This is a genomic window from Mammaliicoccus fleurettii, from assembly GCF_003970575.1.
Taxonomy (GTDB): domain Bacteria; phylum Bacillota; class Bacilli; order Staphylococcales; family Staphylococcaceae; genus Mammaliicoccus; species Mammaliicoccus fleurettii.
Map to the genome: position 1 here is coordinate 1 of NZ_RXWZ01000136.1, position 17,411 is coordinate 17,411.

19 protein-coding genes and 1 pseudogene are annotated in these 17,411 nt (G+C 31.1%); 14 read left to right on the plus strand and 6 right to left on the minus strand.

Annotated features, from left to right (window positions below; genetic code table 11):
- Positions 1-83 precede the first annotated feature (83 nt).
- Together CD129_RS09875 and CD129_RS09880 are read left to right on the plus strand one after the other, a co-directional pair.
- Positions 84-926, plus strand: coding sequence for a hypothetical protein (locus CD129_RS09875; protein WP_115337743.1), 843 nt, complete (start codon positions 84-86; stop codon positions 924-926).
- Positions 927-1,005: 79 nt separating this feature from the next.
- Entirely contained in the window at positions 1,006-1,335 is a 330-nt protein-coding gene (locus CD129_RS09880) for a hypothetical protein (protein WP_107510065.1), read from the plus strand.
- A gap of 68 nt (positions 1,336-1,403) precedes the next feature.
- Here the strand turns inward: CD129_RS09880 and CD129_RS09885 are convergent, their stop codons facing one another.
- Positions 1,404-1,961, minus strand: coding sequence for a TetR/AcrR family transcriptional regulator (locus CD129_RS09885; RefSeq protein WP_115337742.1), 558 nt, complete (start codon positions 1,959-1,961; stop codon positions 1,404-1,406).
- A gap of 270 nt (positions 1,962-2,231) precedes the next feature.
- Positions 2,232-3,131, minus strand: coding sequence for an ABC transporter substrate-binding protein (locus CD129_RS09890; RefSeq protein WP_078357288.1), 900 nt, complete (start codon positions 3,129-3,131; stop codon positions 2,232-2,234).
- Positions 3,132-3,268: 137 nt separating this feature from the next.
- On the opposite strand from CD129_RS09890, the gene CD129_RS09895 reads away from it, so the two are divergent.
- Entirely contained in the window at positions 3,269-4,168 is a 900-nt protein-coding gene (locus CD129_RS09895; protein ID WP_115337741.1) for a DNA-3-methyladenine glycosylase family protein, read from the plus strand.
- Positions 4,169-4,223: 55 nt separating this feature from the next.
- Here CD129_RS09895 and CD129_RS09900 read toward each other — a convergent pair whose 3' ends face one another.
- Positions 4,224-4,640 (minus strand): OsmC family protein, encoded by a 417-nt coding sequence (locus tag CD129_RS09900; protein WP_078357290.1) that lies wholly within the window; start codon positions 4,638-4,640, stop codon positions 4,224-4,226.
- 229 nt (positions 4,641-4,869) lie between these two features.
- Here CD129_RS09900 and CD129_RS09905 point away from each other — a divergent pair, with 229 nt between their 5' ends.
- Together CD129_RS09905 and CD129_RS09910 are read left to right on the plus strand one after the other, a co-directional pair.
- Complete coding sequence (locus CD129_RS09905) at positions 4,870-5,922, plus strand: ABC transporter permease (protein ID WP_107510068.1); 1,053 nt, start codon at positions 4,870-4,872, stop codon at positions 5,920-5,922.
- A 2-nt stretch (positions 5,923-5,924) separates the two neighbouring features.
- Complete coding sequence (locus tag CD129_RS09910; RefSeq protein WP_078357292.1) at positions 5,925-6,602, plus strand: ABC transporter ATP-binding protein; 678 nt, start codon at positions 5,925-5,927, stop codon at positions 6,600-6,602.
- Between the two features lie 347 nt (positions 6,603-6,949).
- Here CD129_RS09910 and nfsA read toward each other — a convergent pair whose 3' ends face one another.
- Entirely contained in the window at positions 6,950-7,705 is a 756-nt protein-coding gene (gene nfsA, locus CD129_RS09915; RefSeq protein WP_078357293.1) for an oxygen-insensitive NADPH nitroreductase, read from the minus strand.
- Positions 7,706-7,800: 95 nt separating this feature from the next.
- Here nfsA and CD129_RS13590 point away from each other — a divergent pair, with 95 nt between their 5' ends.
- The 6 genes from CD129_RS13590 (at position 7,801) to CD129_RS09945 (ending at position 13,984) form a co-directional block, all read left to right on the plus strand.
- Positions 7,801-7,896, plus strand: a complete 96-nt coding sequence (locus tag CD129_RS13590) for an HTH domain-containing protein (protein WP_115337941.1) — start codon at positions 7,801-7,803, stop codon at positions 7,894-7,896.
- A 322-nt stretch (positions 7,897-8,218) separates the two neighbouring features.
- Positions 8,219-9,085: a LysR family transcriptional regulator gene (locus CD129_RS09925; RefSeq protein ID WP_160149122.1), complete on the plus strand. Its 867-nt coding sequence runs from the start codon at positions 8,219-8,221 to the stop codon at positions 9,083-9,085.
- Positions 9,086-9,211: 126 nt separating this feature from the next.
- On the plus strand, positions 9,212-10,705 hold the full coding sequence (gene tcuA, locus CD129_RS09930; RefSeq protein WP_115337740.1) for an FAD-dependent tricarballylate dehydrogenase TcuA: 1,494 nt from the start codon (positions 9,212-9,214) through the stop codon (positions 10,703-10,705).
- A gap of 358 nt (positions 10,706-11,063) precedes the next feature.
- A complete protein-coding gene (locus CD129_RS09935) occupies positions 11,064-12,008 on the plus strand; it encodes a tripartite tricarboxylate transporter substrate binding protein (RefSeq protein WP_107510035.1) in 945 nt (314 codons plus the stop codon).
- A 13-nt stretch (positions 12,009-12,021) separates the two neighbouring features.
- The gene (locus CD129_RS09940) at positions 12,022-12,465 is read left to right on the plus strand and encodes a tripartite tricarboxylate transporter TctB family protein (RefSeq protein WP_107510034.1); all 444 of its coding nucleotides are present in this window, start codon (positions 12,022-12,024) and stop codon (positions 12,463-12,465) included.
- 13 nt (positions 12,466-12,478) lie between these two features.
- The gene (locus CD129_RS09945) at positions 12,479-13,984 is read left to right on the plus strand and encodes a tripartite tricarboxylate transporter permease (RefSeq protein ID WP_115337739.1); all 1,506 of its coding nucleotides are present in this window, start codon (positions 12,479-12,481) and stop codon (positions 13,982-13,984) included.
- A 135-nt stretch (positions 13,985-14,119) separates the two neighbouring features.
- Here the strand turns inward: CD129_RS09945 and CD129_RS09950 are convergent, their stop codons facing one another.
- Positions 14,120-14,692 (minus strand): flavin reductase family protein, encoded by a 573-nt coding sequence (locus CD129_RS09950; RefSeq protein WP_078357299.1) that lies wholly within the window; start codon positions 14,690-14,692, stop codon positions 14,120-14,122.
- A gap of 113 nt (positions 14,693-14,805) precedes the next feature.
- On the opposite strand from CD129_RS09950, the pseudogene CD129_RS09955 reads away from it, so the two are divergent.
- Together CD129_RS09955 and CD129_RS09960 are read left to right on the plus strand one after the other, a co-directional pair.
- Positions 14,806-15,147, plus strand: a pseudogene (locus CD129_RS09955) (winged helix-turn-helix transcriptional regulator).
- 84 nt (positions 15,148-15,231) lie between these two features.
- Positions 15,232-15,963, plus strand: coding sequence for a class I SAM-dependent methyltransferase (locus CD129_RS09960; protein ID WP_115337738.1), 732 nt, complete (start codon positions 15,232-15,234; stop codon positions 15,961-15,963).
- A 317-nt stretch (positions 15,964-16,280) separates the two neighbouring features.
- Here the strand turns inward: CD129_RS09960 and CD129_RS09965 are convergent, their stop codons facing one another.
- A complete protein-coding gene (locus CD129_RS09965) occupies positions 16,281-16,376 on the minus strand; it encodes a type I toxin-antitoxin system Fst family toxin (protein ID WP_115337737.1) in 96 nt (31 codons plus the stop codon).
- A 320-nt stretch (positions 16,377-16,696) separates the two neighbouring features.
- On the opposite strand from CD129_RS09965, the gene CD129_RS09970 reads away from it, so the two are divergent.
- A complete protein-coding gene (locus CD129_RS09970) occupies positions 16,697-17,245 on the plus strand; it encodes a GNAT family N-acetyltransferase (RefSeq protein WP_411815071.1) in 549 nt (182 codons plus the stop codon).
- Positions 17,246-17,411 lie beyond the last annotated feature (166 nt).

Below are 17,411 nucleotides of genomic sequence, written 5' to 3' on the forward strand. Positions count from 1 at the left end.
GAATATTATCTTTGAAATAGGGAATAATAATTTTAATAAATTTAGTATTATTTATTTAATTGAGTTAGGAGGGATTTATATTAATGAAATATAAATTTTTATTCATCATTGCGACGATACTACTTTTATCGGGATGTAGTATTACTATAGGAGATCCACCAAATAAAAATAATCATAATAAATCATCTCAATCAAAAAATAATAACAGTAATAAGAGTGAATCAGCTCCGAAAATTGATATTTTGTCACAAGATTTTTCAGATCATTATATGAATGAAAATCATGTAACGGGGTATAAAGGTATGATGAAAACGATGAATAAAGAGAATATAGAATCAAAGTTTGGGCAGGAAGAAGATGTGCGTAACTTCTTAGGTAGAGAAGGGCATGTATATGGAAGTTTCATGGTCATGTACTATTTGAATGAAGGTAGACCTGTAGAACAATTTAGTGTTGTTCCAACAGACCATGTAACTTATAAAGAATTTATAGACTTTCATGGTGAGCCAGCTCAAGATTTAAGAACGGGACAAGGCCATTCATTTGTTATTTATAATAATACGCCGAACAATGGATATCAAATTGCAGTATATACAAACGGGAATGATGATAATGATAACATTCAATATATTATGCAATATCCTGATGACTTTGAATTTGTAAATTCTAGTGAAAATCAAAATACTGTCATAACGAGAGATAACGTGTTTGATGCTGTAGAAGCATTTGAAGGTATAGATAAAGTCGATACAGATGAAACAGTTTGGAAAGAACCAGAGAAACAAGGAGATAAATTTGGTTTTTCATATACGAGTAAAGAAGGGGAATTATTAGGATCATATAATGTGAGCGAAGATGGTTATGTAGAATCATTTGATGAAAAAGGCAAAAAAATTAGAGCAGGTTACATTAATTTAAATAATTGATAGAACGTCAATCATAATATTTGTTTCATACTCTATTTATTTCGTACAATAGAGAGAGTAATGAATGGAGGTTTCAAGCATGAAATTAAATGAAATTGATGAAAATGAATTATATCCTACTGAAAAAGTTGGACCAAGCGTATTAGGTACAATCATATATAAAGTAGGAGAACAAACACAGTATAAAGGTGCATACATTACAACAAACGAACGTGTAATTATGAGTGTTGATATGAATGGCGAACCTTATAAAAGAGTATTTAGTTATCAAGATATTAAAGCCGTAACAATAGAAGACAAAGGCGTATTATTTATTGAATTCCCTCAAGGTAAAGTTGCCATGATAGATATAGAAGAAGGTAACAAAGAAGAATTCAAAGATTATGTAAATAATTTAGTCCAAAAATAAAACAGTGGGATAGAATTCCACTGCCAATATAATGATAAAAGGCTGAGACAATTAATTGTCTCGGCCTTTTAATTTCCTTCATTTAAACTAATGATATTAATTTCATTAAATATTTCGTCTAGCTTTGAGTAGTCTAAGTCGCCTTGTAATGAATCAGACCAATGTATGATGGCTGATAAATTTGAACCATAAATATATGGAAGTAGAGATTGTGGTATATGGGTTGGGGTTGCGACTTTATCAATATTATTTTTGAAATCTTTACTAAATACTTCTATGAAATGCTTAATAATTTCATCCATAAATTCTTTATCATTATTCATTTGTTTTTCAAATACATCATTTAATTTATTTACGAAAGATTTTTCCATAGATTGAAATGGTTTGTGAAGTCGATCATAAATATCTAATATGAAGAACTCCTTAGTATTTTCTTTTAATGCATATTGTAATAAATCAATTTTATCCATAAAATGTTTATAAAAAGTTGTACGATGAATGAGAGATTTATTGCATATTTCATTAACAGTGATATCAGAAAAATTTTTAATAGTTAATATTTCGAGTAATGTGTCATTGAGCGCTTTTTTAGTTTTGATGACACGTAAATCAGTTTGTTTGGCCAAGATAAATCCCACTCCTTTTTTATACAGTGTATGCATAAATGTTTAAAAATGCAAAAAATAAATAGATGAATTATAATTATAGGTAATGTTGTATAGGAGCGTGAAGCTCTGAATCGAAAACGCACGAAGACTTCAGAGATATCGTGCGATTCAGGCAAAATTCGGTCAAAACGCACGAAGACTCAGAAGATATCGTGCGATTCAACACATATCATATTAAATATAAAATAATGAGGCTAGGACACATTAAATGTCCTAGCCTCCTATTTATTATTTTGTTAGCATATTTTTTAAATACTCAGTTTGTTTCTCTATTGAAATTGGGTCTGAATACATAAATTCATTTTTTGGATAATAATAAACGTGATCTTCTTTAACTGCTTTTGTGTTTTTCCAAATGCTACCGTCGATTAATGAAGAGGTTGGTTTTTTACCGTCTTCAGTTGGTATGAGTAAATAATCACCTGTATATTTGCTGAAGTTTTCAAATGAAGTTGTTAACCAGCCTTCTTTTGGTATATCTTTTTCTGCGGCTGCTGGGTGTTTAAATCCAAAGCCTTGATAGATGACTTCTGAACCTCTGCCAAAGTTTTTACCTATTAAAGTTAATTCTTTTGGACCAACTTCCATAATCGAAACTGTGCTATCTTTACCGATTTCTTCTTTTACTGTTTTACCTTCTTTAGACATTAAGTCTTCTAATTCTTTTACTTGTTCTTTTGCTTTATCTTCTTTACCTAGTAATTTCCCGATTTCAACGTGCACTTCTTTAAATGTACGTTTACTATGATCAAATGGAACTGTAGGTGCTATTTTTTCGAATTTTTTAATTTGAGGATTTGCGTTATACGTGATGATTAAATCAGGTTTTAATTTTGTTACAGCTTCGATGTCTTCTGATCCAACGCGTTTAGCATCTTTATCGTCTACATATTTAGATTTAGGGAAATCAGCGTCTGTCCCAACTGGATCTACACCAAGCTTTTGGAAGCTACCTTGATCCGTTGTTAATACAACAACTCGTTTTGGCTTATCTGGAATTTCAACAGTTTTACCTTCGTCTGTTTTGTATTTATGTGTATTACTTTTTGATGAATCGTCATCTTTATTTCCACAAGCTGCTAAAATAAGTAACAATGTAGTGATTAATACGAATAATTTTTTTGACATATTTTTCTCTCCTAATTGGTAATTACTTGCAATTATAACATGTAATTTCTATGAATTGATTTTATGTTTTAAAATTTCTAATTTGTTTATTAAAAACATATGATTCATAATATGAGTAATTAAGGAAGTGATGCTTTATGGAAGAAATTAGAATTGAGTGTCCATATATTTTCGACTATGAACAATGTTTAGCTTATTTAAAAAGGGACGAAAATGAAATGCTCTTTGATATAGTGGATGACAAAATTTATCGTGCAATAAAGATTGATGATATTAAATTGTTGTTGTCTATTTCTTATGAACGCCACTATTTAATAGTAGAAATTTTAAATGATATATCTATCTCACCTGAAAATACAGAAAGGTTAGTAAATTTTATTGAAGAATGGTTTGATTTTTCTGCAGATTTATCTTTATTTTATCAATATGGTAGAAAAAATGAGATATTGGAACCTTTAATAAATGAATTATATGGATTGAGATTAATCAGAATACCTGACTTTTTTGAAGCTATTTCCTGGGGGATAATTGGACAGCAGATTAATTTAACTTTTGCTTATCAACTGAAGAAGAGATTAGTAGAAAGTTATGGTGAAAAAATGACGTTTGAAAATAAATCATATTATATTCACCCAACAGTTGATGTGATATCCAAAATTACTGTAAAAGAATTGATGGATTTAAAATTTTCTAGAAGAAAAGCTGAATATTTAATCGATGTAGCAAAGATAATCCATTCACAAATGTTAACTAAAGATATGTTATTGAATATGGAAGATAAGGTAGAAATTGAAAAAACACTTGTTAATATTAGAGGCATTGGGCCGTGGGCTGCACATTATGTCATGATGAGGTCAATAGGTGTTAAGAATGCTTTTCCTATTGGAGATGTTGGTTTACAAAATGCTTTGAAAGCTATATTAAATTTAGAGCAAAAGCCTTCAAAAGAACAAATGATTGCTCTGAATAAAGGATGGGAAATGTGGAGTTCTTACGCAACATTTTATATTTGGCGAGCACCATATATTAAAAAATAACAGTTTGGATAGGGAAACCGTTTAATAACGTAGATCCCAGTCCAAACTGTTTTTTTTATAAAGTTTCCTCTTTACCATTAAATATAAGTTTCGGTTCAATTGTAGCTTTTAGTGAATGTGCAACTGTACAATATTTTTCTACACTTAATGTAATTGAGCGTTTTAATTTTTTTAAATCAACTTCGCCTTCAACATCAAAAATTAAATTTACATGTTTAACTGCACGAGATGTTATATCTTCTCTTTCATCATCTACAGTAATTTCCAATTTCGTAACATTGGCTAATCGTTCCTTCATAAGATTTGTAACATCTATTCCCGTACATCCAGCTAAACCACTTAACATTAATTCAACTGGTGAAGGGCCATTATCATCTCCACCAGATTCAGTAGGGGCATCAGAAACTATATTATGACCGAATTTTGATTGTGCTCTAAAAGTTTTCTTACCTTGCCATGTAGATTTAATCATAAAGATAACCTCCATATCATTCATATTTGCTTTAATTGTACCAACTTAAAGTAAGGCACACTAGTAAATTGTCTATAAATGAACATTAATTAAATAGCTTGTATTATATCTATCTTCAAGGTCTTTAACTTTTTATAAAGTTTTTTTGTTTTATGTCTTATTGTTCATATTCAGTTCACATTGGGTCGTTATTATAAATTTATACATTAAGAGAGAGGAACGGATAAACATGAAATTAGCACTTAAAGAACTTACTTATTACAAATTTAAATATTTACTTGTAACTTTAATTCTATTCTTATTAGCATTTTTAGTATTATTTATTTCAGCATTAGCACAAGGGTTAGCGAAAGAGAACGTTTCAGGAATTGAACAATGGAATAAAAGTGAATATGTCATAGCGAGTGACGCAGACAATAATTTAAGCCAATCAAATATCACTGATAAATCAGATGAGGCAATTAACAATGTAGCAAAAGGTGACACAATCAAGACAGCAATGCAGAAAGTTGAAACAGATAGTGGTAAAACAGATTTAATGTTTACACAACTTACAGATAACATTAAACCTGATCCTTCAGAAGGTCACATACCGAAAAGTGACAATGAAGTATTACTAAACGAGAAATTGAAAGCTGAAGGATTTGAAGTAGGGGACAAAATTAAAATAGCAGATAAAGATCAATCATTTAAAATCTCTGGATTTGCTAACAATATCATGTTCTCACATACTTCAATGGCATACGTTAATGAAGATGGAATGAACGATTTAAAAGGTAATCACATTTCAGTTGTTGCTTACGATAGTTTAAGTGACAGCCAAAAAGATGAAATCAACAAATTAGATGACGTAAAAGTTATTTCACAAGATGATATGTTAAATTCAATTCCAAGTTATAATGCAGAACAACAACCATTAAACTTGATGATCGTATTCTTATTCGTAATTTCAGCAATCGTTATTACAGCATTCTTCTACGTAATGACAATTCAAAAAACTAGTCAATTCGGAATTTTAAAAGCAATCGGTACGAAAAATAAAAATTTAATATCTTCATTAATGCTTCAAATATTAATTATTACATTAATCGGAGTTGCATTAGCAATCGCAGTAATTTTAATTTTAGGTGGCGTGATGCCAGTAACAATGCCATTCTTCCTAAATACGAACTTGATGTTATTGATGGTTGCAGTATTCATTGTCGTTTCATTAATCGGAGCAGTATTATCACTTGTTAAAGTTATGAAAATTGAACCACTAGAAGCTATAGGAGGAGAATAATTATGGGATTAGTCGTTGAACATGTTACAAAATCATTCGGTGAAAAAGAAGCAAAAACTCAAGTATTAAATGATATTACATTTACAGCAGATAAAGGTGAATTAATCGTATTAAACGGTGCATCTGGATCAGGAAAATCAACATTATTATCAATCATCGGTGGACTTTTAGGTAAGAGTTCAGGAGAAATCACTTTAGATGATTTAGATTATGTGAATTTATCAGATAAAAAACTTACAGATATGAGATTAAACCAAATAGGATTTATCTTCCAATCATCACATTTAATACCTTATTTAAATGTAACAGACCAATTAACTTATGTAGGTCAAATGGCTGGAATGGGTAAAAAAGCAGCAAAAGAAAGAGCAGAAAAATTATTAACAGAAATAGGTTTATCACATAGATTGAAATCATATCCAAACGCTTTATCAGGTGGGGAAAAACAACGTGTAGCTATAATGAGAGCGTGGATGAACCAACCAAAAATGATTTTAGCAGATGAACCAACTGCAAGTTTAGATTCAAAACGAGCAATTGAAGTAGTTAAAATGATCAAAAATAATGTAAAAGAAAATAATTCAATCGGTATTATGATTACACATGATGAAAGAGTGTTTGAATTTGCAGATAAAGTGATCAAATTAAGTGATGGCAGAATAGAAGATAAAACATCATAAAATAAAAAACACTAGCATTATAATGAAAAGAGGCGGAGACAAATAATTTGTCTCCGCCTCTTATTTTTAGTACTAAAATAGAATATGTGGAATGTGAAATCGCGCTAACGAGCAAGAAAATGTAAACAAGCACGTTAGAAAATCTAACGTGCAAGACTAGAAAAACAAGCTCGTTAGCGACTAAAAAGGCATTAGAAAAGTATAAAATAACACTAAATAAAGATGATTTAGAGTTCTAACGAGCAAGAAAATGTGAACAAGCACGTTAAAAAATCTAACGTGCAAGACTAGAGAAACAAGCTCGTTAGCTTACTGTTAACCAATCAACTTAGCCAATTTATACGATATTATTTTTTCATAAATCCTTTAATATTCAATTTCTCTAATATATCTGGTCTTGTTTTTTGGCTCATCATTTTTCTAATTTGTTCAGACCATGATTCAGAACGTTTACCGTTAGAGCGTTGTTCATAATAATCTTTAATATCATTGTCATATTGTTTGATTTGTTCAAGTTGTTGTTCTTTGTCTGAGTTATATTGATTCTCATGAAAGACATGTTCAAATGGTAATCGTTGTTTTGGTGAACCTTGCTCATCATCACTTGGCACGCCTACAGCCATACCGAATAATGGGAAGACATGCTCAGGTAAGTCTAATATTTCACTTACACGACCAACATCATTTCGTAAAGAACCTAAAAATACAATTCCAAGACCCATATCTTCTGCAGTTAGTGCTACATTTTGTGCTGCTAATGCAACATCAATTGTACCCACTAAAAGACCTTCCGCAGATTCAAAACTTGTTTCCATATTTCCATTTGTCTCTTTATTAATTAAACTATGTCTATAATAATCAATTACATAAACGAATAAGTAGCCATTGTCTACAACATGTTGTTGTCCAGAAATTTCTTTTAAAGCTTTCTTAATTTCAGGGTCAGTAATACCGATAATAGAATACGCTTGTACATAGCTAGATGTAGAAGCCATTTGTCCAGCTTCGACTAATTTTTGGACAGTTTCTTTAGATAGAGGTTCATCTTTAAACTGGCGAATAGATCTATGTTGTTGAGTTAAATCATATACAGATTGTTTCATTACTTAGTTCTCCTTTTTGATACATATGATATATAAATGTTATCAAATTTATAAAAATTATTCATTTTAGCTGACTTATGATTAAAAAATAAAGGATTGGAAGCTGCAAGAGCAATAGGCTCAACGGCGAAGAAATTGCTAAACAAATAGGAGTTAGTAGATCTACAGTGTATCGGATTATTAATCATTAAATCCTATTCTATTATGTACTTTTCATTCCAAATCACGATGATGTTATAATGTATGTAACGAAAATAAGTATACACTTATACACCAATCCACTCACTATTAACTTTTCTTTTTTAGGTGTATATATTAAGTAAAGTCAGCCGTTTCATTAATAATACTGAAATTTTAAACCTAGCTTTTACTTTTAAATTTTTATGTACTATTATATTAGCACTTTTTATACATAATGAAGTTATATGGTTTTTATGGATAATCCCTTTATCTATTTCTTCGTTATTTGATAATTTTATGGCACCACTTGTTTACGCGAAAGGGGAACTAACTATGGATTTTAGAGATTTAGAAATAATAAAAACGCTGAATGATGAAAGAAATATTACAAGGGCTGCGACAAAGTTATATGTATCTCAACCTTCGTTAAGTTACAAAATTAATACTATTGAACGAGAGCTTGGAGTGTCTTTAATAATACGTACTAAAAAAGGCATTAGATTTACTCCTCAAGGTCTTCATCTCGTTGAGTATGCTAAGAAAACTTTGAATGGATTCAATGAGATGAAGGATAATCTTCATAGCATAGATAACGAAAATGAGGGCGTAATCAGACTTGGTGTTTCTCATAATTTAGCGAGATATGATTTGCCTGAATTACTTAGTAGTTTTACGGATGATTTTAATAAAATTCAATTCAAAATTATTACTTCTTGGAGCCAATCTATTTATAAATTAATAGCATCTGACGAAATTTCACTTGCCATAGTAAGAGGAGATGTATCTTGGAAAGGCTATAAAATTCTATTAGATCAAGAACCTATATGTATAATCAGCAAAGATGAGATTGATATAGAAAACTTACCTACAAAGTCAAGGATAGCTTTTAAGACTGATATTGGATTACAAACTACTATTGATAACTGGTGGAAGGAATCTTACAATGAGCCTCCGAATGAAGCGATGTTAATTGATAACATAGAGTCTTGTTTGAAGCTAGTAGAAAAAGGCATGGGTTATGCAATTGCTCCTAATATCGGTATCAGAGACCATGAAAATTTAAATATAGTACCTATAAAAAACAAAAAGAATGAAATAATTTATAGGGATACTTGGTTATTATACAGGGAAGAAGTGGATTATCCATTAATGCAAAAGTTCATTAGACACATTAAATCATATTATAAGTATATTGATTAGTATGAGCAAAGTGTCATAAAAATATTTTATGATAGTGAATAGAATATATGTATTTCCTTTCTACTATTTTATTATGTAATCTAAAGTTAAATACTTTTAGATTACTTTTTTTATGGAGGGATATTTTTGGAAAAATATGACGTAATTGTAGTTGGAACAGGAAATGCTGCACTAAGTTCAGCGATATCAGCAAAAGAGAATGGAAGTGAAGTGCTTGTATTAGAAAAAGCTCCCAAAGAAAAAAGAGGAGGAAATTCAATATTTACTGATGGAGCAATAAGGTTTGCTTACAATGATTTACAAGGAATCAATGAAGTTGTCACAGCACTATCAGAAAGTGATTTATCAAAAATACAAATGCCTGATTATAATACTGAAGACTTTTATGAAGATATTTTAAAAGTAACTAATGGTGAGAGTAATCCAGAATTAGCAAAATTTTTATCAAATGAATCATTTGAAACTATTTTATGGATGAAAAAACAAGGAGTAGAGTTTCAATTAAATGAAAATCAGTACTTTGAAATTAATGGAAATAGAAATTTTTGGGGTGGCTTACCTATAAAGACAATGGATAAAGGGATAGGATTAATGAACACTTTATTTGAAAGATCCCAAGAACTAGGTATCGATATTATATATAGTGCTGAAGTTAATAAAATAAAAATGGATCATAATAAAGTATCAGCAGCAACTTACCTGGATAATAATAAGCAAGGGGTAACTGTAAATACTGAGGCAATTATATTAGCATGTGGTAGTTTTGAAGCGAGTATAGAAAAAAGAGTTGAAAACTTAGGTGAAGAATGGGAAAAAGCAATTGTTAGAGGTACTGAATATAACACAGGTGACGGAATAGAAATAGCTACAGCAATTGGAGCTAAAAAAGCAGGTCACTACGATGGTTGTCATGCTCATACTACAGATTATAACGCTCCTAAGGTGGGTGATTTTTCAAAACCTGGTGATATTTATAAAAAATCATCTTATCCGCTGGGCTTAATCATTAATAAAAATGGAGAAAGATTTGTAGATGAAGGTGCTGATTTTAGAAATTATACTTATGCAAAATATGGAAAAGAGACGTTGAGACAACCTGATCAAAAAGCTTTTCAAATTTTTGATTCTCAAGTCAGCCCTATGTTGAGAAAAGAATATAATTTAAAAGAAGCGACTAAGATTGTAGCGGACACTTTAGAAGAACTAGCTATAAAAATGGAGATAAATCCTGATAATTTTATTAAAATGATTGAGAAATATAATTCTAGTGTTCAAGATGGAGACTACAATCCAAGTGTGAAAGATGGTAAATCTACAAAAGGTATTAGCCCAGAAAAGACGAATTGGGCATTAAAATTTGACCAAGCACCTTATTATGCTTTCCCTATTACATGCGGCATTACTTTTGCTTTTGGAGGTATTTCTACAAATACTAAAGCTGAAGTTTTAGATGAACAAAACAATCCTATAGATGGATTATTTGTAGCAGGAGAAATGGTAGGGGGATTGTTTTATCATAATTATCCAGGAGGATCTGGTTTAATGTCAGGTTCAGTTTTTGGTAAAAGAGCTGGGAAATCAGCTGCTGAGTATGTACAAATGAACAAATTAGAAAATTGAGCATAGTTTTTTATATATTGTAAAAAAACAAGTTTTATTTTGCTTTGTAATAGCCCAATTGACTAGATGTTACAAATAAATATCCAATAGCGACAAGCGTGCATAATGAATTCTATAGAAGCATTTGTCCTTGATCGCTCTGGATGTTTTAATAAATAATCTAATTATATTAGCATACATAGCTAACATTTTACTATTATAAAAAATCAGAATTTTCAGTCTTAAAATCACTGTATTTAATCACTGATTATGTTCTGGTTAACATTTTTAATAAAGTATCATACAAATATTTGTAAACGCTTTCAAAATAAGGGGTGGTTCGATGAAAAGATGGGGTATTTTAATCATCGTTTTTTAAATTATATTAGCAAGTTGTGGCAAAGATAATAATTCGAAGGCGTCAAGTAATCAATTTCCCAATGAAACGGTAGAAATTGTTGCACCGGCTTCACCTGGAGGCGGCTGGGATACAACAGCTCGTGCTATCCAAAAAATTATGATGGATGAAAACTTAACCAAGCAAAACATCAATGTTATTAATAAACCTGGAGGTGGCGGAGAAATAGGTTGGCAATATTTAAAAACACGTTCACCGAACACTATATCTATTAATTCCAGTTTATTATTATCTAATAACGAATTAGGATTAAGTGATTTAAGTACAGATGATCTCACTCCTATTGCTATTTTAGCAACTGAATGGATTAGTTTAACAGCATCCAATAAATCTAACTTAAGTTCTGGTAAAGAAGTGATGGAAAAACTAAAAGATGATCCAGAATCTTTAACTATAGGTGTTGCACCAGGTTTAGGCAACAATGATCACTTAGCTTTTGTACAGGCAGCTAAGGCGTATGGCGTTGATGTAGATAAAATAGATTTCCTTGTATATAAAAGTGGTGGAGACTTACAAACCGCTTTATTAGGAGGACATGTAGATGTTGCCTCTACTTCTGTCTCTGAAGTGAAAGAACAGCACCAGATTGGAAAGTTAAAAATATTGGCAGTGACTTCTGATGAACCTGTTGAAGGTATTGAAGAGGTACCTACATGGAAAGAACAGGGTGTTGATGTTGTCTTTCCACATTGGCGTGGTGTGATGGGGCCGAAAGATATGACACCAGAACAAATTGCCTATTGGGATAAAACTATGAAAAAAGTAGTGAAATCGAAAAGTTGGCAAAAAATAAGAAAGAATAATGATTGGCAAAACTTTTACAAAGACAGTAAAGAAAGCAAGGAATTTTTAGAAGATCAACGTAAGAAATATAAAGGATTAGTCAAAGATTCAGGAATGAAATAAAGGGGGAGTATAAATGTCACGACTTGTCTTTCCAGTATTATTAATATTATTTGGCGTTATTTATTTAGTGTTGACTTTAAATATACCTAAATCAAATATTGGCAATCCAAATAGCCCAATGTATTTTCCAATGTTAGTTGGATTATTACTTCTTATAATGAGTATTGCTTATTTCTTTCAAGAATTTAAAAAACGTAACGAATCATTTATAGCATTTTCACAATTACTAGAGAGAAAAACATTCATACGTATCATCTTAACAATTGTCTTAACAGTAATATACGCTTTAATATTCGAACGTCTCGGTTTTTTAATTTCAACAATTGTGTTCTTAGGTGGCATTATGTTCTTAATTAATGGATATAAAAGATGGTTACAAAATATTTTAGTTACGGTGATTTTTTCTGGCATTGCATGGTACACATTTTCACAATTATTGGATGTCAGCTTACCTTAAGGAGGTAATTTAAATGGGAATTGATGCAGGAAGTTTTTTAGAAGGACTATCAACTGCGTTTCATCCAATGAATATATTATGGGTGCTTATTGGTGGTTTTCTAGGTACAGTGGTAGGTATGCTACCAGGATTAGGACCTGCGACTGCGGTTGCAGTACTCATACCTATGACATTTGGTATGGAACCAGTGAGCGCATTGATTTTAATGGTTTCAATTTATTATGGTGCCATGTACGGTGGCTCGAGAAGCTCTATTTTATTAAATACGCCAGGTGATGGTTCAGCGATTGCAGCTACATTTGACGGTTACCCAATGACCAAAAATGGAGAGGCTGGTAAAGCACTAACGATCTCAGCCATAGCTTCATTAATTGGTGGTATTATTGCAGTATTTGGTTTTATTATATTAGCTAAGCCGTTGTCTGACTTTGCTTTAAAATTTGGTCCACAAGAATATTTTTTACTATTCTTATTTACACTTTCAGCAATTGTAACTTTATCGGCTGGGAAGATGGTCAAAGGCTTTATTGCTACAAGTATCGGTTTAATTATTAGTACAATAGGTGTTGATTTACAATCAAGTATTTATCGTTTCACTTTTGACAATCCTCACTTAAGTGAAGGTATCGACTTCTTAGTTGTTATCATTGGTGTATATGCAGTAGCAGAGGTATTATATAATTATTTGCATTTAGATGCATTGAAACCACCTAATGCTGATGTAGGATCAATGAAATTATCAAAAGAAGATTGGAAACGAACAAGAGGTACTATGTTTCGACAAAGTCCAGTTGGATTTCTAATCGGTGTTTTACCAGGAGCTGGTGGTGCTATTGCGGCAATGTTAAGCTATTCATCAGAAAAACAAATATCGAAAAATGGTAAGAATTTTGGGAAAGGCCAAATAGAAGGCGTAGCTGCACCAGAAGCTTCTAATAATGCGGCTGCAGTAGGCGCTTTAATCCCCTTATTAACGATGGGCGTACCAGGATCAGGGACAACAGCTGTAATTTTAGGTGCGGTGGTTATGTTAGGCTTACAACCGGGACCTTTATTATTTGAAAACGAACCTGAAATGATATGGACACTCATTAACAGCATGTTTATCGGTAATTTATTTTTAGTTATTATAAACATTGCTTTAATAGGCTTATTACTAAAGATATTACGTACACCACCTAAAGTTTTATATCCAATTATTTTGGTGCTAGCGTTTATCGGTACATATACATTAGGATATAGTATAACTGATTTCTATATTTTAATTATTTTCGGCATTATTAGATTAGTTATGAAATTATTAGATTTTCCACTTGCACCTTTGATTTTGGCAGCAATTATAGGTTCAGATATGGAACAGAATTTTCGTAAAAGCTTAATAGTAAGTAATAATAATGTAGCAGATATATTTTTGGGATCCCCAATTAGTATCGTGTTATCATTGATGACTATTTTTGCATTGTTTTATCCACTGATTATACAATTATCTAAAAGAAAGAAAATGAAAAAAATAGGATAATTAGCATAGTATTCACTTATACACCAATCCCCTCATTACTCGCAGTAGTGAGGTTTTTTTTTTGACTAAGTTGCTTTTTATAATGAAATACGATTTGTAAGAGAACTATGAATATATAATATTTTCATTTATTCTTTAGTCTTTTCCTGGACCATGATTGAATTTTGTTCCTTTACCTATAGCATAAAATTGTCCTCCAGCTACGTAGTGTACGGTACGTAATTCATCAGGAGCATCGTCAAAGATCCAATGACCATTGTTAAAGACACGATCGTCACTCCAAGCACCAACAATTTCGCCCATAAACAAGTCGTGTTCTTGTTCATTCTGCTCATTTGGCATTACTTTACATACAATCCAGCCAGCACTACCTTCAACTAATGGGATGTCAACGTCATCTTGATAAAATATAGAAAGGTTATCAAGTTTATTATCCATTTCTTTAGAGCTGTGTTCACCAACATATAAGACTGTTTCCATTTGTTTAACGGTTGGTATATGCACTACAAAATAACCACTCTGCTCAATAAGTTCACGTGTAAAAGCTTGTTTGCCAATATACGCCATAACTTTATAGTTTCCAACAAGGCCAACCCAAGCTGCCGCCATTACATTTTCAACGTTATCGTGCTTGGCAGAAATCATTGTTGTTGGTCCTACTTGTAATAAACGGTAAGCTTTAGATCTTTCAATAGGTTTAATTGCCATTATATATTCTCCTCTTTTATTTCAATTTATTTCTAATTGCTAGTATAATATGATGATATAAAAAAACTAGTATGCACTTTTTAGTAAGATACTATCAAAAAGGAGAGTATTGTATGAATTACTCTAAAACTACAAATGGACAAGTACTCAACAATAAAGGCTTTGATTATACGTTATCGCTTATAGGAGGGAAGTGGAAAATGCACATACTATTCTGTTTATTAACAGAATAAATTATGCGTTATGGAGAACTGAAAAAATCACTTCAAGGCATTACTCACAAAATGTTGAGTAATCAATTAAAAGAGCTTGAGTTCGATTCACTTATTATCCGCCATGAGTACCCACAAGTCCCACCCAAAGTAGAATATTATTTATCAGAACGAGGTAAGTCATTAATGCCTGCGTTACAGGAGCTTTGTAAATGGGGTTCAGAACATATAGAAGATGAATAATTAAGAAAATATTTAAGAGCGCACTTATTTTAATTTATGGAAATCGTTTTGCTGTTTATTAACTAATAAGGAGGTATATTAAAAATGGATAATATTTATGATGACTCAGCATTTTTTGAAGGGTATAAGAATAAGAGAAATAGCCATTTAAGTTATAATGAGGTAGTGGAAATGCCTGAAATGAAACGATTAATGCCTGACTTATTTGGAAAGCAAATACTTGATGTTGGGTGTGGAATGGGGAATCTTATAACCTACATGTTAACGTATAATTCAAACCATATAACAGGCATCGAACAATCAAAAAACATGATTGATGAAAGTAATAAGAAATTTAAAGATAAACCTGTGACATTATATCATGAGGATTTTATGAAACTTAATATAGATGAAACCTTTGATGTCATAGTGTCTTCACTAGTATTTCATTACATAGAAGACTTTAAAAAATGTTGTCAGAAATTAAATCAATTATTAAAAAGCGAAGGAACTCTTTTATTTACTATGGAACATCCAATACAAACTGCTACAATGGATCCAGAAGTTAGCAAAGAAGATGAAAACGGCATTTATTTGCGAATGGAACACTATTTTGATGAAACTATACGTTCTGCTAACTGGATAGGACAAGACGTCTTCAAATACCATCATACGATTGAGACTATTTTCAATAGTTTAATAAATAGTGGCTTTGTAATCGAATGTATTAAGGACCTTGGACAATCAGAAGAAGTATTTAAATACTATGATGAAGAACGTATAAACAAGTTAAAACAGTTTCCTCCGTTTATATTAATTAAAGCGAAAAAGAAATAAAGTAGCACTTATTTTCATTTTTTATGGATATTAAAGATATGAATGTATCGGTCAAAGATACAATGGGCGAGAAGTTCTTTACTATGATGAGTGCAATTGCAGAACTGGATTCTGCAAAAGAAATCAAAAGAGACTGGAATTAGTAGATCTACAGTGTATTAGGTTATTAATAATTAAATCCTATTCTATTATGTACTTTGCATTCGAAACCACAATGATGTTATAATGCATTTAACAAGAATATCTGCATTTGATGCACTAAACCCCTCACTACTCGCAATAGTGAGGGGTTTTTTGGTGTGGCTTAGTCGCCTATTTTACTTATCGCCACGTTTGCGAAGCCAATACGCAAAGAATGCGACAATGCAACCACTTGCTGTCGTGGTCATGATGTGAACAAGAATATCTATCATTTTCTGCACCTCCTCTCTACGTCAAATAGACGCCTGAGAGATAGGCGACATCATTATTATATCATCTGTAAATACACAAGCATATGCACTTTTTATTAGGCTTAAGTATATTATTTATAAGGGATTTTGAGAGAAGAATTTATAGGTCGATTTTTAGTATCTAAAGTGGTATTAGAGTAACTTTTTACTCTTAGGTTAGAATTTCAAAAATCTTTATGAGATAATAACCTAATATAAATATAAGCAATCAATAATATTATTAATTCAGTAAAAAGCATATACTATCAACAAATTCTGAACAATGTAGGAGCATGTTAAAGTTGGAAAACATAAATAAGAAAACTCGACTAGAAGAATTAAATGAAGATGATTTAAACGATTATTATTATTGGAAATATTTAGATCCATTACAAGAAGCTAAAAATTGGAACGGTCCATATATCGAAGAAAAGCATTTTACATTTACTGAATTCGAAAAGAATTATAGAGAAAGTAAATATCTTTATAAAAATACGTTATCAACTTTAGCAATAAAATATGAAGATGATTTTTTAGGTGTTGTCACATCATATTGGAAAGATGAGAAATCCAGATGGTTAGAATGCGGTATTGTTATATATAAAAATACCAAATGGGAAAAGGGATTAGGTTCTCAAGTATTCAAAGAATGGATTAATTATCTATTTAAAGAAACTGATGCTAATAGAATAGGTATTTCAACATGGTCTGGCAATATTAGAATGATGAAAGTAGCAAATAAAGCTGGAATGATAGAAGAGGCACGCATACGAAAAGGGCGCGTAGTTGAAGGTGAATTCCATGATGGAATACAAATGGGGATTTTAAGAGAAGAATGGAAAAGTTTTTAATATTCTTCACTCTAAAATAAATAACCCGTTAAGTATATTTAATAAAAGTGACAGAAGTCAGTAGGTCTAAGTACAAAGGATTATTAATAATTATATCCTATTCTATTATGTACTTTGCATTCCAAACCACTATGATGTTATAATACACATAACAAGGAACTAGCAT